14 protein-coding genes are annotated in these 14,026 nt (G+C 42.0%); 10 read left to right on the forward strand and 4 right to left on the reverse strand.

Features of this window, described 5'->3' with window-relative positions; all coding sequences use genetic code 11:
- Positions 1-39: 39 nt before the first annotated feature.
- The 3 genes from HMPREF2917_RS10130 to purB are packed head-to-tail and all read left to right on the forward strand — an operon-like array spanning position 40 to position 2,580.
- Positions 40-990, forward strand: coding sequence for a ketopantoate reductase family protein (locus HMPREF2917_RS10130; protein ID WP_070590634.1), 951 nt, complete (start codon positions 40-42; stop codon positions 988-990).
- An 8-nt stretch (positions 991-998) separates the two neighbouring features.
- A complete protein-coding gene (locus HMPREF2917_RS10135; protein ID WP_045760093.1) occupies positions 999-1,226 on the forward strand; it encodes a hypothetical protein in 228 nt (75 codons plus the stop codon).
- Between the two features lie 55 nt (positions 1,227-1,281).
- On the forward strand, positions 1,282-2,580 hold the full coding sequence (purB, locus tag HMPREF2917_RS10140; RefSeq protein ID WP_070590637.1) for an adenylosuccinate lyase: 1,299 nt from the start codon (positions 1,282-1,284) through the stop codon (positions 2,578-2,580).
- 185 nt (positions 2,581-2,765) lie between these two features.
- On the opposite strand, the gene HMPREF2917_RS10145 is transcribed toward purB, so the two are convergent.
- The gene (locus HMPREF2917_RS10145; protein ID WP_031572835.1) at positions 2,766-3,482 is read right to left on the reverse strand and encodes a GntR family transcriptional regulator; all 717 of its coding nucleotides are present in this window, start codon (positions 3,480-3,482) and stop codon (positions 2,766-2,768) included.
- A gap of 132 nt (positions 3,483-3,614) precedes the next feature.
- Here HMPREF2917_RS10145 and HMPREF2917_RS10150 point away from each other — a divergent pair, with 132 nt between their 5' ends.
- The 7 genes from HMPREF2917_RS10150 to HMPREF2917_RS10180 all read left to right on the forward strand — a co-directional run bounded on the left by HMPREF2917_RS10150 (position 3,615) and on the right by HMPREF2917_RS10180 (position 10,414).
- The gene (locus HMPREF2917_RS10150) at positions 3,615-5,402 is read left to right on the forward strand and encodes a glycoside hydrolase family 35 protein (protein WP_070590639.1); all 1,788 of its coding nucleotides are present in this window, start codon (positions 3,615-3,617) and stop codon (positions 5,400-5,402) included.
- Complete coding sequence (locus HMPREF2917_RS10155) at positions 5,399-5,875, forward strand: PTS sugar transporter subunit IIB (protein ID WP_003009322.1); 477 nt, start codon at positions 5,399-5,401, stop codon at positions 5,873-5,875. The genes HMPREF2917_RS10150 and HMPREF2917_RS10155 overlap by 4 nt, the downstream gene beginning before the upstream one ends.
- A gap of 26 nt (positions 5,876-5,901) precedes the next feature.
- Positions 5,902-6,816 (forward strand): PTS mannose/fructose/sorbose/N-acetylgalactosamine transporter subunit IIC, encoded by a 915-nt coding sequence (locus HMPREF2917_RS10160; RefSeq protein WP_003013827.1) that lies wholly within the window; start codon positions 5,902-5,904, stop codon positions 6,814-6,816.
- On the forward strand, positions 6,803-7,624 hold the full coding sequence (locus tag HMPREF2917_RS10165) for a PTS system mannose/fructose/sorbose family transporter subunit IID (protein WP_003002374.1): 822 nt from the start codon (positions 6,803-6,805) through the stop codon (positions 7,622-7,624). Before HMPREF2917_RS10160 ends, HMPREF2917_RS10165 begins: the two co-directional genes overlap by 14 nt.
- An 11-nt stretch (positions 7,625-7,635) precedes the next feature.
- The gene (locus HMPREF2917_RS10170; RefSeq protein ID WP_003002366.1) at positions 7,636-8,040 is read left to right on the forward strand and encodes a PTS sugar transporter subunit IIA; all 405 of its coding nucleotides are present in this window, start codon (positions 7,636-7,638) and stop codon (positions 8,038-8,040) included.
- Positions 8,041-8,123: 83 nt separating this feature from the next.
- Positions 8,124-9,293, forward strand: coding sequence for an SIS domain-containing protein (locus HMPREF2917_RS10175; RefSeq protein ID WP_070590642.1), 1,170 nt, complete (start codon positions 8,124-8,126; stop codon positions 9,291-9,293).
- Between the two features lie 80 nt (positions 9,294-9,373).
- Positions 9,374-10,414 (forward strand): aldose epimerase family protein, encoded by a 1,041-nt coding sequence (locus HMPREF2917_RS10180; protein WP_070590645.1) that lies wholly within the window; start codon positions 9,374-9,376, stop codon positions 10,412-10,414.
- 576 nt (positions 10,415-10,990) lie between these two features.
- On the opposite strand, the gene HMPREF2917_RS10185 is transcribed toward HMPREF2917_RS10180, so the two are convergent.
- The 3 genes from HMPREF2917_RS10185 to HMPREF2917_RS10195 all read right to left on the reverse strand — a co-directional run bounded on the left by HMPREF2917_RS10185 (position 10,991) and on the right by HMPREF2917_RS10195 (position 14,008).
- Positions 10,991-12,298, reverse strand: coding sequence for a hypothetical protein (locus HMPREF2917_RS10185; protein WP_070590648.1), 1,308 nt, complete (start codon positions 12,296-12,298; stop codon positions 10,991-10,993).
- A gap of 243 nt (positions 12,299-12,541) precedes the next feature.
- Positions 12,542-13,270, reverse strand: coding sequence for a hypothetical protein (locus tag HMPREF2917_RS10190; RefSeq protein WP_049523790.1), 729 nt, complete (start codon positions 13,268-13,270; stop codon positions 12,542-12,544).
- 15 nt (positions 13,271-13,285) lie between these two features.
- Positions 13,286-14,008: a hypothetical protein gene (locus HMPREF2917_RS10195; RefSeq protein WP_239683046.1), complete on the reverse strand. Its 723-nt coding sequence runs from the start codon at positions 14,006-14,008 to the stop codon at positions 13,286-13,288.
- Positions 14,009-14,026: the final 18 nt, after the last annotated feature.

Raw genomic sequence — 14,026 nt, forward strand, 5'->3', positions numbered from 1 at the left:
AAGCCAGACAACTACTGAAGGAAAGGAATTGATTTTTAAGTGAAAATAGCGATTCTAGGACTTGGAGTCATCGGGACCACTTATGCCTACGCCTTTCAAAAAGCAGGCCATCAAGTAGAGCACGTACTGAGAGATAGTAAGAAAAGCACTGCTTCGAAGGAGTTGTCGGTTGATCTACTAGATGGTCGCTATCATTCTAAAGGTGAAAACAAACACGACACCTATGAGGTTCATGTGGCGGAAGATGATTCGGAATATGATTTTATTTTTCTGAGTGTGCGTCATGGGTTTGTCAAAGAAGCTGTGGAGACCTTGCGAAAAAATAATATCAAAGGCACTCTCGTTTTCTTCTGTAATTTCTGGGATACTCGAAAAGAGGTCCAAGAGTGGGCAGGGGATTATGACTATATTCTGGCCTTTCCGACAGCGGGCGGTCACATGCAGGAGGACCATTTGGATGGTGTCTTGTTCGACCATTTAATGCTAGAAGGTGAGCAAAAAGCACACATTTCTAACTATGCTGATCTGACGGATTTACTAGCTTCTGCAGATTTAAAGTGGGAAGTGCCTCATGATATGGTCGAGTGGATTTGGATTCACATGGCGATTAACGCAGGTGTTACTTCGACAGCTGCGCGTTCGGGAAATCTGGAAAATCCAGAAGAATTGGCTTTAAACTTAATGAATAGTTCTTCAGAATTGTCATTGGCTATCAAGGCCATTCGAGAGGCTTTGAAAGTCGTAGAAGCGCGTGGCGTGAATTTGAAGCTTTATAAGGCAGAACTCTTACCCTACAAAATTCCAGCTTGGATAGCTGGCAAAGCCATGAAAGTCATGTTTGCGAAAAATGAGCTAACCCGAAAAATCATGACCTTGCACAATGACAAACAAGACATCTTCTATTGTTGTCAAAGTGTCTATCAGACTGGTCAAGAGTTAGGTGTGAAGATGCCTATTCTGGAAGCGAATATGAAGGGCATTTCGATTTAGGAGGTTTTATGATTCAACTTATCGTCAACGCATTTGTTGAAAAAGAAAAGACGGGAGCAGTCGTCGAAGTCTTGTATGCTAGTAGCGATCACGAAAAAGTGAAAGCTAAGTATGAAGAGCTGACTGCTCAATATCCTGAAAACTATTTAGCTATCTATGATGTCCCACTGGATACGGATTTGAATACACTCGATCACTATCCATCTGTGTGGATCGGGAAAGAAGAATTTGAGTAAAGCGACTGTCGGTTGCTAGCTGATGTGAAACATCAAAAGAAAGGAAAATAAAACAATGATCGAACGTTACTCTCGCCCTGAAATGGCGAACATTTGGACTGAAGAAAATAAATACCGTGCTTGGCTTGAGGTGGAAATCTTGGCTGATGAAGCATGGGCTGAGTTGGGAGAAATCCCTAAGGAAGATGTGGCTTTGATTCGCGAAAAAGCGGACTTTGACATTGACCGTATTTTGGAAATCGAGCAGCAAACGCGTCATGATGTGGTGGCCTTCACACGTGCGGTTTCTGAGACTCTTGGTGAAGAACGTAAGTGGGTTCACTATGGTTTGACTTCTACTGACGTAGTAGATACGGCCTATGGTTACCTCTACAAACAAGCCAACGACATCATCCGTAAGGACCTTGAAAACTTCCTCAACATCATCGCTGACAAAGCGAAAGAACACAAGTTTACTATCATGATGGGTCGTACCCACGGTGTGCACGCTGAACCTACAACTTTTGGTCTTAAATTAGCGACTTGGTACAGCGAAATGAAACGGAACATCGAGCGTTTTGAGCATGCAGCTGCTGGTGTGGAAGCTGGTAAGATTTCTGGTGCGGTTGGTAACTTTGCCAACATCCCACCATTTGTTGAAAAATACGTCTGCGATAAATTGGGTATCCGTGCTCAAGAAATCTCGACACAGGTGCTTCCTCGTGACCTTCACGCTGAGTACTTTGCAGTTCTTGCGAGCATCGCAACTTCTATCGAGCGGATGGCAACTGAAATCCGTGGTCTTCAAAAATCTGAACAACGGGAAGTGGAAGAGTTCTTTGCCAAAGGTCAAAAAGGGTCTTCAGCAATGCCTCACAAACGCAACCCTATCGGTTCTGAAAATATGACAGGTCTTGCGCGTGTGATCCGTGGTCACATGGTCACAGCTTATGAAAATGTGTCACTCTGGCATGAACGTGACATCTCTCACTCATCAGCTGAGCGAATCATTGCACCAGATACAACCATCTTGATTGACTACATGCTCAACCGTTTCGGAAACATCGTTAAGAACTTGACAGTCTTCCCAAAAAACATGATTCGCAACATGAACTCTACATTTGGTTTGATCTTCAGCCAACGTGCGATGTTGACTTTGATTGAAAAAGGCATGACGCGTGAGCAAGCTTACGACCTTGTTCAACCAAAGACTGCCCAATCATGGGATAACCAAGTAGACTTCAAACCACTTCTTGAAGCTGATCCAGAAGTAACATCACGCCTCACTCAAGAAGAAATCGACGAAATCTTCAACCCAACTTACTACACCAAACGGGTGGATGAAATCTTCGAACGCATCGGTTTGGGTGACTAATCGCAACGAAAAAGGGAATTTGAAAAATAGACGAAAAGAAGCAGAGGAATCTGCTTCTTTTTTAAACTTTTTATAGCTAAACTATCACTAATTATATATATTTTTAAAGAGGTCTTTAGAAATCGTTTTCAACATGCTATACTGGAGCTATAAAAAAGACCGAGATGTCTCAGTCTTTTTGGTTCTTAGTGATCGCGGTCACAGGAGATGAACTTGATCTTGTAGTAGTCACCGCGTTTATAGGTTTCCGTGTATTCAAGGATTTGGCCAGTCGCTTCTAGCTTGGTCGTCTTCACTTGTTTGACCGTTGGGAAATTTTCGTCGATCTTCAATACTTTAGCAACCTTGCTTGGTGTAGGAAAGACGATTTCATTGACTTCTTCGAAGTGTTCATCATTCATATGAATGTGGTAGTCTTCTTTGAAGCGATCATAGATAGAGCTATAGTATTCCAAATTTGGATAGTTTGGATTGATGTATTGTTCAGGAATATAGGTTTGGTGGAAGATATAGGTATCATCCCCTGTCTGGCGAGTCCGTTCGATCTTATAGTAGAATTGCGTTGGGTTGAGGCCTAGTTTGTCTAGGATGCTTAAGGTATTTCCACGTTTAATAGAGAGAACTTTGACTTTGGCCTTTTGGATTGGGAAGGTTTCAACATCTGAAAATTCAACCAGTTTGTGTTTTCGAGCACGAGAAACAAAGGTTCCTTTTCCTTGCTGACGGACAATGTAGCCATCAGCAGCGAGGTCGTTCAAAGCACGGACAACGGTGATAGAGCTGACATCATAAATTTTAATGAGTTCAGCTTCAGTATAAAATTTATCTCCATTTTCAAATTTTCCGGAGATAATTTGCTGCTTCAATTCATCTTTGATGTGTTGGTACTTTGGAATTGCCATAGTGCTACCTCTCTTTAGATTTCTCTTATTTAACCCTATTTTAACATATTTTTTATAAAAGTGTTGACATTTTTTAAATAATTTATTATATTAATAAATGAAAAGGGTTACATATAAGAAAGGGGGGCGTTTATGGGAGTTTTTGAGATTCGCGATGCTTTCTATTTAAAAGATCAACCCTTCAAGGTTTTATCCGGAGCGATCCATTATTTCCGAATTGACCCAGCAGACTGGTATCATTCCTTGTATAATCTAAAGGCTTTGGGTTTTAACACGGTTGAGACCTATGTCCCTTGGAATGCGCATGAACCCCGCAAAGGGCAGTTTGACTTTAGTGGTCGATTGGATCTAGAGCGTTTCATTCAAACAGCCCAGTCCCTAGGACTTTACATGATTGTAAGGCCGTCGCCCTTTATCTGTGCAGAGTGGGAATTTGGTGGATTACCAGCCTGGCTCTTGGAAGAAGACCTGCGAATCCGCTCATCAGACCCAGCCTTTATCGAAGCGGTGGATCGTTATTATGATCGCTTGCTTGGCTTGTTGACACCCTACCAAGTGGATCAAGGTGGTCCAATCCTCATGATGCAGGTGGAAAATGAGTACGGCTCTTATGGAGAAGATAAGGATTATCTGCGTGCCATTCGGGATTTGATGAAGGAAAAAGGCGTGACCTGTCCTCTCTTTACATCGGATGGGCCATGGCGAGCAACGCTAAGAACAGGAACCCTGATTGAAGAAGACCTCTTTGTGACGGGAAACTTCGGTTCCAAAGCAGCCTATAACTTTGGTCAGATGAAAGAATTCTTTGACGAATACGGCAAGAAATGGCCCTTGATGTGTATGGAATTCTGGGATGGCTGGTTTACCCGCTGGAAGGAACCCGTGATTCGAAGGGACCCAGAGGAGTTGGCAGAAGCTGTACATGAGGTCTTGGAGCTCGGCTCCATCAATCTCTATATGTTTCATGGCGGAACCAATTTCGGCTTCATGAATGGTTGCTCAGCTCGGGGTACGCTTGATTTGCCACAGGTGACATCCTATGACTATGGGGCTTTGCTCAATGAGCAGGGCAATCCGACGGAGAAGTATTATGCTATTCAAAAAATGATGGCGACCTATTATCCGGAATACCCACAGCAAGAACCACTCATCAAAGAGTGTTTGCCAGAGCAGACTTTACATTTGGCAACCAAGACTAGTCTTTTTGGGAATCTGGACAATTTGGCTCAAGTCAAAACCAGTCTCTATCCGGAAAAGATGGAAGGGTTAGGGCAAACCACAGGTTATCTGCTATATGAGACAGACCTTGAGTTGGATGCGGAAGAAGAAAAACTGCGCATCATTGATGGCCGGGATCGGGTACAGATTTACCTGGATGATCAACATGTAGCAACGCAATACCAAACAGAGATCGGTGAAGATCTTTTTATCAAAGGAAAAAAGAAAGCGGTTACGAATTTAAAAATCTTGCTTGAGAATATGGGACGTGTCAACTACGGCCACAAGCTCTTAGCTGATAGCCAGCACAAGGGCATTCGCACAGGTGTCTGTGTGGATTTGCATTTCCACCTTCATTGGAAGCAGTACCCACTGGATTTACAAGATCTCAGTCAGCTCGATTTTTCAAAGGAATGGCAGACAGGTGCTCCAGCCTTTTACCGATATGATTTTCAGCTGGACCACACCCTTGACACTTATCTGGATATGACAGGATTTGGGAAAGGGGTCGTCTTTGTCAACGGCCATAACCTTGGTCGCTTCTGGGAGGTCGGACCGACCACTTCACTTTACGTGCCTCATGGCTTCCTCAAAGAAGGAGCCAATAGCCTGATCGTCTTTGAGACAGAAGGGCGGTACCAAGAGACACTTCAACTTGTTCAACAACCTACATTCAAAGAAGTAAAGGGGGAAAACTTATGACTATTGTAGGATGCCGTATCGATGGACGTTTGATCCACGGGCAGGTAGCCAATCTTTGGACTACCAAACTAAATGTTTCACGTATCATGGTGATCGATGATGAAGTCGCTCAAAATGATATTGAAAAAAGTGGCTTGAAACTAGCGACACCACCTGGTGTTAAGCTCAGTATCTTGCCAGTCGCAAAGGCTGCGGAAAATATCTTGGCTGGAAAATATGATAGCCAACGACTCTTTATCGTAGCTCGCAAACCTGATCGTTTCCTTCGTTTGATCGAAGCAGGTGTTCAGCTTGAAACGCTGAATGTCGGCAATATGTCTCAATCTGATGAGACACGTGCGATTACCCGCTCGATCAATGTGGTGGACGCGGACGTGGAAGACTTCAACAAGATCCACGAAAAAGGTGTAAAGATTACGTCTCAGATGGTGCCAAACGACACTGCAGAAGACTTTATGAAGTTATTAAAGTAAAAGAAAATTTTTAGGAGGAAATTGTCATGATACAATGGTGGCAAATTTTACTACTTACTTTGTACTCAGCTTATCAAATCTGTGATGAGTTGACGATTGTTTCATCAGCAGGCTCACCAGTCTTTGCTGGTTTCATTACAGGACTTGTTATGGGGGATTTAGGAACAGGTCTCTTTATCGGAGCGTCTCTCCAATTGACAGTGCTCGGTGTAGGTACTTTCGGTGGAGCTTCTCGTATTGACGCCACTTCTGGTGCCGTTCTTGCAACTGCCTTTTCAGTAGCGCAAGGTATTAAACCAGAAATTGCGATTTCAACTATTGCCGTTCCCGTAGCTGCTCTCTTGACCTATGCAGATATCCTTGGCCGTATGAGTACTACTGCCTTTGCACACCGTATTGATGCGGCGATCGAACGCTTTGATTATAAAGGAATTGAACGCAACTACCTTCTTGGTGCTGTTCCTTGGGCTCTCTCTCGTGCTCTTCCAGTCTTCTTGGCTCTTGCCTTTGGTGGTGCTTTTGTCCAATCTGTTGTTGACTTTGTTGCAAAATATCAATGGTTCGCAAACGGCTTGACTCTTGCAGGACGTATGCTTCCTGGTCTTGGATTTGCGATCTTGCTTCACTACTTGCCTGTGAAACGTCACCTTCACTATCTTGCCCTTGGTTTTGGCTTGACAGCGATGTTGACAGTGCTTTACAGCAATGTTCAAAGTGTTGGTGCTGCAATTTCTGCTATGCTTGGAACAGATGCGTTTGCAAAACTTCCAAAAGAACAAATGGTTGCCTTCACAAACAACTTCAAATCTGTATCTATGATCGGGGTTGCCATCATCGGTATCTTCCTTGCAGTGCAACACTTTAAAAACAGCCAACGTACAGTTGTAGCTGCTCCAGCAAGCAATGTAGAAAGCGGGGAAATTGAAGATGACGAATTCTAATAACTACAAACTCACTAAAGAGGATTTTAAACAAATCAACAAACGTAGCCTCTTCACCTTCCAATTAGGTTGGAACTACGAACGGATGCAGGCTTCTGGTTACCTTTACATGCTTCTTCCACAATTGCGGAAAATGTATGGAGATGGCACACCTGAATTGAAAGAAATGATGAAATTGCATACGCAATTCTTCAATACTTCTCCATTCTTCCACACCATTATCACTGGTTTTGATTTGGCTTTGGAAGAAAAAGATGGTGTCAACTCTAAAGATGCGGTTAACGGGATCAAGACAGGTCTCATGGGACCATTTGCCCCTCTTGGAGACTCTATCTTTGGATCTTTGGTTCCAGCTATTATGGGATCTATTGCAGCAACCATCGCGTCACAAGGTCAACCATGGGGTATCTTCCTTTGGATTGCTGTGGCAGTTGCTTATGATATCTTCCGTTGGAAACAGTTGGAATTCGCTTATAAAGAAGGTACCAACTTAATCAACAACATGCAAAGTACCTTGACAGCTTTGATCGAAGCAGCTTCTGTACTTGGTATCTTCATGGTCGGTGCCTTGATTGCAACGATGATCAATGTGGATGTAACCTGGATGCCACACATCGGGGACAAAGCCATCGATATCCAAGACATGCTCAATTTGATCTTCCCACGCTTGGTTCCAGCTATTATCACAGGTGTGATTTACTGGTTGCTTGGACGTAAAGGAATGAACTCAACTAAAGCTATCTTGTTGATTATCGTCGCAGCGATTGCCTTCTCTGCCTTTGGTCATTTCTGCTTCGGCATGCAGTAATGGAGTAGGGTATGGCAAAAGAGTTAGTACTGGTCAGCCATGGTCGCTTTTGTGAAGAGCTCAAAGCGAGCACAGAGATGATTATGGGGCCACAAGAATCCATCCATACGGTTGCACTCTTACCAGAAGAAGGGCCAGAAGACTTTACCGCTAAATTTGAAGCAACCGTCCAAGGTCTAGAAGACTATATTGTATTTGCCGATCTCTTGGGAGGAACTCCTTGCAACACCGTGAGCCGCTTGATCCTTGAAGGACGTGCGATTGACTTATACGCAGGGATGAATCTTCCGATGGTCATCGAGTTCATCAATAGTAGCCTGACTGGTAATGAAGGGGACTACCCTGAACGTGCAAAAGAAAGTATTGTCAAGGTCAATGACCTCTTGTCAAACCTTGATGATGATGAAGATGAGTAGGTTGGTATGGGAGTCTGGGAGCATCATCTCAGGCTCCTTTCCCATTTATCAACGTTAGATTGTAGAAAGGAACAACAGTTTCTATGTTAGACTATACAAAAGAAGACTTGCAGGAGCTAGGAGCAGAGATCACCACTCGTGAGATCTACCAACAACCAAGTGTTTGGAAAGAAACAGCTCGCTTGTACCAAGAAAGAAAAGCGGAAATAAAAGCTTTCTTAGAAAAAATTGGGCAAGAGCATGACTATATCAAGGTCATCTTGACAGGGGCTGGGACCTCGGCTTATGTGGGAGATACCTTGGTTCCTTACTTGCAGGAAGTGCACGATGAACGCCACTGGAATTTCCAATCCATTGCGACGACGGATATCGTGGCGCATCCACAAACCTATTTGAAAAAAGAGGTTCCGACGGTTTTAGTATCCTTTGCCCGGAGTGGCAATTCGCCAGAAAGTGTTGCAACTGTGCAGTTGGCCCAAGATCTGGTTGATGAACTCTATCAGATCACCATTACCTGTGCCGAAGAAGGAAAACTGGCTTTGCAGGCGCATGGGGATGAGCGCAATCTCTTGCTTCTCCAACCTAAAGAAACCAATGATGCCGGCTTTGCGATGACCTCTAGCTTTACCTCCATGCTCTTGACAGCTCTCTTGGTCTTTGATCCAAGCGAGGAAGAGATCAAGGAAAAACGAGTAGAAGAGCTGGTTCATCTATCTGAGCAAATCTTGGAGAAGGACCGTGCGGTCAAAGAAGTGGTCGATCTAGACTTTGAGCGCGTGATCTATCTGGGGGCAGGACCTTTCTTTGGTCTAGCTCATGAAGCCCAGCTCAAGATTTTGGAATTAACAGCAGGCAAAATCGCAACCATGTATGAGAGTCCTGTCGGATTCCGTCACGGTCCGAAATCCCTCATCAATGACCAGACCCTGGTCTTGGTCTTTGGATCCATTGATTCTTACACTCGTCAGTATGATCTAGACTTGGTTCGAGAAGTTGCAGGGGATCAAATTGCTCGTCAAGTTGTCCTCTTGACCGATCAAGCTGCAGGGATCGAGCATGTACGGGAAGTGTTGGTGGAAGCATCAGCAGACTCATTAGATATCTACCGTGCCTTCCCTTACATTATCTATGGTCAATTGATTTCTCTTTTGACCTCACTCAAGGTGCAAAATCGCCCAGACACACCTTCACCGACTGGTACTGTCAATCGGGTTGTGCAAGGAGTGATCATTCATCCATTTCATAAAGAATAGCCACTAATTTTCTATAAAAAGTGGAGTGTTTCTTCTTGTGAAACTGATACAATGGAGAAAAACAGTGAGAGGAGAAGGTTTTGAAACAGTATCAAGAAAGCGTGTTTGGAGAATGGCAGAATCAAGAGGTTCGGGCTTATCGCCTCGAAAATGACAAGGGCTACCAATTATCTGTCATGACCTATGGGGCGACGATCTTAGAATATGTGACGCCTGATAAAGAAGACCAGTTTACTAATATTATTTTAGGCTTTGATCGCTTTGAGGACTATGTGGGCAATAGCCCTAAATATGGGGCTAGTATTGGCCCGGTAGCAGGCCGGATTGCAGGAGCTAGCTTTGAACTCAATGGTCAAACCTATCACTTGGAAGCCAACAATGGTACCAACTGCAACCACAGTGGACCAACGGGCTGGGATAGCGTTTTGTTTAGCGTGGAGTCGGTAACGGATCAGGAAATCACTCTCTATACAGAACGGGCGGATGGAACCGGTGGTTTCCCTGGAAATCTCAAGATCTGGGTAACCTATGGTTTGACGGAAGATGGTGAACTCGAGATTGCTTATCGGGTAGAAACGGATCAAGATACTCTAGTTAACCCGACCAACCACAGCTATTTCAACCTATCTGGGGACTTCACCCAACCGATCAATGACCATGTCTTTCAGATCAACCATCAAGGGCTTTACCCTATCCATCCAGATGGTGTTCCTCTTCAGACCGTGGATAGAGAAAGTCCGGTTGTTCAGCATCTCTACCAAGCTATGCTCTTGGAGGATCTTTTTAAGGACTCTGATCCGCAAATCCGTCTGGTAGAAGGATTAGACCATCCATTTGCTCTTCCAGAAGGGCATGAAAATGCTGGCTTTCTTTACCATCAGCCATCTGGACGTTTCTTGACCTTCAAGTCAGAAGCCTCAGCCTTGGTGGTGTATTCAGCCAATTTCGTAGATGAAACCGTTCGTCTACAAGGCCAACCAATGGTTCAGCACAATGGCTTGGCTCTAGAATTCCAAACAGTGCCAGATGCCATTCACAGTGATCAGGCTGAAAAGGTCATCTTGAGAGCAGGTCAAGTCTTCACCAGCAAGACTAGCTACCATGCCATCGCTAAGAAATAAGGAGGAAAGGGGTGACCCAAACAAGAATGTGAAATCCTTGCTTAGGACCTCCTCTTTTTCTCGAAAAAAATTTTTTAGAAAAACTATAAGGAAAGTTTAAGCTTCCTATCGTATACTAATACCATCATCAAAGACCTCCTAACTTTGAATGATAAAACTCCTAAAACTTTTTCATAATAATCTCCCTATAAGAGCCACCAAAATCGGTGGCTTTTTTCTGGGAGTGAGACAGAACAATTTTTTAAAATTGTTCGTTGTCTCACCCCCGCACAGTTGATTAGGTAATCTTTGGAGCTATAAGAGCGAACAAAGATACCAATCAACCACTGCGTTATGTAATTATTACTAAACCTATTTCATCTAACCAAGCCTGATAGGGACGTAGACGAGCTTAGGTACATTGACGCAGTTCGAACGCAAGTGAGAACTACGATCTTTAAAAAATTAATGAGGTGAACTCAGAGAGTTCAACCGAACCAAAGGTACCGAAGTGTTTTAATAGAGCGTAAACTCTTGGATTAATTCTTTTGCACAGAAAAAAGCTCCTTGAGAAATTCTCAAGGAGCAGTGGAATGACTACTTGCTCGTTGCATCAGACACTTTTTTGAATTTTGCTGAAATAATCGTATTTAGATTATTCCGTCCATCGCGTTGCTCAATCGTCAACGTTAAAATATCTCCATCAATAGAGTATTTATACGTAGTTTCTTTAGCGACAGGTCCAATGGACATGGTTGCAAGTTGCACAATATTGATAGCTTCTGGGAAGATAATCGTTTGGTTTGCTGTATCTAATTTACCGTTCTTCAAAACAGAATGAATTTTAGCATTACCTCTATCAAATTCATAAGTTGTATTGGGCAAGTCCTTAGCGCCATCCTGTAGATTGACTGATAATTTAATAAATTGATTTTTAATATATTCTTCTTTCGTTTGAGTCACTTTAGATGCATCTTTTTGTTTTAAGTAATCGTAGAACCTTCCAAAACCATCTGCTAGAGATACAGTATAGTCGAATTCAACAGATGTATCTGTAATGTTCAACGTTGGTTTTAAATCTTTCCATGCCTCAGGATAGATCAACTTGATAGCCGAATCATCATTGTCAAAATCTTTAAAGGCTAAGCTACGTTCAAGAGCTGGTCGGAAGTCGATGGCTTGCCATTTTCCTTCAATTGGAACAGGGTCTTTTTGAGTAGTGCTTCCTTTACGTTTGAAGTGTAGTTCATAGTGAACTGGAAGATTATTTTTCTTCGCTTTTCCGTCAATCGTGACATAAAGCATGTCGTCTTTTAATTTGTAGTGATATGTGTTTGGCGAAACGCGATTTTCACCGAATGAGAAGAAGAATGAGTTTGCTACTGAAAGTCCTTCATCAAAGGTCATTGTTTTGGCACCTTGATCAATAGAACCCGTTGCTTCGTAGCTAAACACGCCAGTATCTTTATTCATGCTGACTTTGTATTTCTTAAAGTCGCCTGCAAATCCTTCATGAGAGTCATACATGATTTTTTTGAATTCTTCTTCAGTCTTGCCTCTAGCTTCTGTTGTGACAGTGTAGAAAGCTTTAATAAAGTTATCAATGTTATAGTCGTATTTAATCGTTGCCGTATTGTTTTCAATCTTCATGTCCATTTTGAAGTCTTTAACAGATTCAAGCAAGTGTGCAAAGTGGATTCCATGGAGGGTATAGGCACCGATGGATTCCGTTAAAGCATCGAGAGTATCGACTAATTCCCATTCGCCATCAATCGTTTCGACTTTTGCTGTTTCTGTTTTAGCAGCATTTTTAGAGCCACTTTGTTTTTGAGAACAAGAAGCTAGTAGGAAGACTGAGAGCAGAGCAACGAATGCTAAAAATAATTTTTTATAACGTCTAATCATCGTTAGACCTCCTTAAAATAGATGATTGTATTACGCTTATATTATACGTTCAACACAATTGTTTTGCAAGGGCTTTCAAACGAATCGCAATTTTGTTTTGTAACTTGACCGATTATTCAACATAAGAAACGGAAAAATTGTATGTAGCAGAGTACCCAATAGATGAGATTCTCAAGGTTTCCTAAATTATTTTTTTGAACAGAAAAAAGCTCCTTGAGAAAATCTCAAGGGGCAGGGAGTTATTTAATTAGTTTTAGGATCTGAAACTTTCTTGAATTTCATCGGATAAACGAGATGTGCTCCTGTTTCTTCGAATGTTTTTTCAGCGTAAATTGTAAGGATGTCACCATTCAATTCGTAGTGATAAGTAATTGGTACGTCTGTAGAATTAATATAAAGAGGTAGAACTCCAAAGATGTTTGGAACTTCAGGGAATACGATCGTTTTTGCTTTCTCGTTTAAAACCCCATCATTTAACGTTGCAGTTAACACTTTTGTATTGTTATCAAACGTTCCAGTTTGATGTTTAAAGCTTTCAAATTTCTTTTCTCTTACGCCTAGAAGGATGGCAGTAGCTTCTTCTTTTGTAGGATATTTATCTTTATTCTGTTCAGCATAAAAATCAATATACTTATTCATATCTGCACTATAAGAATAAGTTACATCTGTTCCTGTAATTTTTAGAGTCGGAACGATATCTTGGAAGGCTTCAGTAACCTTTAATCGACTATTAGCATCATCATAATAAATTAAGAAAGTACGTTCCACTGTATCTCTAAAATCTACAGCTTTCCAGTCTCCTTCGAGTGAGACTGGGGTAGGTGCTACTGTGGTAGTTTCTGCAACTGTTGTAGTCTCAGCGGTTGTTTGTTGTTTCTGTTGCTGTTGTTTCTGTTGTTGCCCACATCCTGATACAAATAGAAGAGCAAGAAGGGAAAACATCCATAGGGAACTTTTTTTCATATTGTTCATGATTGATCACTCCTTCTAATGATTGTCTCCTACGTAATTGAAACGAAGACGTATTACTCTAAAATGACTTTGTTCATCTTGACCTTCAGCATAAAGTGTTAGTTGGTTACCTTCAACGGTGTAAGTATAAGTAATTGGTACAAGTGAGTTATACGTGGTTCCCATAACAATTCTACTTAAAAATGTAGGTGTTTCAGGGAATGTAATAGTATGTTTCTGCGTATCGATTTCTCCAGTGAGAGAGTAATCATAGGCATAATTAGGTTCGTCAAGAGTAATCTTTGTATGTTTCAAATTTGGAATATAATTCTTAAATTCAGCAGTTTTATTTTTTAAATACGATTCATAATTCGCTTTGTTCTCTCCTGTTGCAAATGCTTGATCCTCATACAGTTCTCTGTAATCAAAATGGTACTTCAATTCAACGGTTTTATCTTTAATAGTCATCGTCATCTTAACCTTATCGAAGTCATCAAGCATCAGTACAGCGGCAAGTTTTTTGATATTAGAAGCTAGGAATACTTTCTGAATGGTCATTTGTTGGTCAGTCCATTTCCAAGTTCCTTGTTGATCCTTTGTAAGATCTTGTGGTGCTTTTATTGTTTGAGGAGATTTATCTGTTTGAGAAGACTTATTTGTTTTAGAAGACTGCGATGGAGAAGACTGACATCCCGCAATGAGGAGCACTGCAAAGAATGCCAAGAAACCGAAAAGGATCTTCTTTGTTTTAGTAAACATAAATTTACCTCCTAAACC

The organism is Streptococcus sp. HMSC061E03 (assembly GCF_001813505.1).
GTDB lineage: Bacteria > Bacillota > Bacilli > Lactobacillales > Streptococcaceae > Streptococcus.

Excerpts from the sequence above, each read along its gene's own strand:
- HMPREF2917_RS10160 (WP_003013827.1), top strand. The coding sequence starts at position 5,902 with ATGATACAATGGTGGCAAATTTTACTACTTACTTTGTACTCAGCTTAT.
- HMPREF2917_RS10195 (WP_239683046.1), bottom strand. The coding sequence starts at position 14,008 with ATGTTTACTAAAACAAAGAAGATCCTTTTCGGTTTCTTGGCATTCTTT.
- HMPREF2917_RS10185 (WP_070590648.1), bottom strand. The coding sequence starts at position 12,298 with ATGATTAGACGTTATAAAAAATTATTTTTAGCATTCGTTGCTCTGCTC.
- purB (WP_070590637.1), top strand. The coding sequence starts at position 1,282 with ATGATCGAACGTTACTCTCGCCCTGAAATGGCGAACATTTGGACTGAA.
- HMPREF2917_RS10165 (WP_003002374.1), top strand. The coding sequence starts at position 6,803 with ATGACGAATTCTAATAACTACAAACTCACTAAAGAGGATTTTAAACAA.
- HMPREF2917_RS10190 (WP_049523790.1), bottom strand. The coding sequence starts at position 13,270 with ATGAACAATATGAAAAAAAGTTCCCTATGGATGTTTTCCCTTCTTGCT.
- HMPREF2917_RS10170 (WP_003002366.1), top strand. The coding sequence starts at position 7,636 with ATGGCAAAAGAGTTAGTACTGGTCAGCCATGGTCGCTTTTGTGAAGAG.
- HMPREF2917_RS10150 (WP_070590639.1), top strand. The coding sequence starts at position 3,615 with ATGGGAGTTTTTGAGATTCGCGATGCTTTCTATTTAAAAGATCAACCC.
- HMPREF2917_RS10175 (WP_070590642.1), top strand. The coding sequence starts at position 8,124 with ATGTTAGACTATACAAAAGAAGACTTGCAGGAGCTAGGAGCAGAGATC.
- HMPREF2917_RS10155 (WP_003009322.1), top strand. The coding sequence starts at position 5,399 with ATGACTATTGTAGGATGCCGTATCGATGGACGTTTGATCCACGGGCAG.
- HMPREF2917_RS10145 (WP_031572835.1), bottom strand. The coding sequence starts at position 3,482 with ATGGCAATTCCAAAGTACCAACACATCAAAGATGAATTGAAGCAGCAA.
- HMPREF2917_RS10135 (WP_045760093.1), top strand. The coding sequence starts at position 999 with ATGATTCAACTTATCGTCAACGCATTTGTTGAAAAAGAAAAGACGGGA.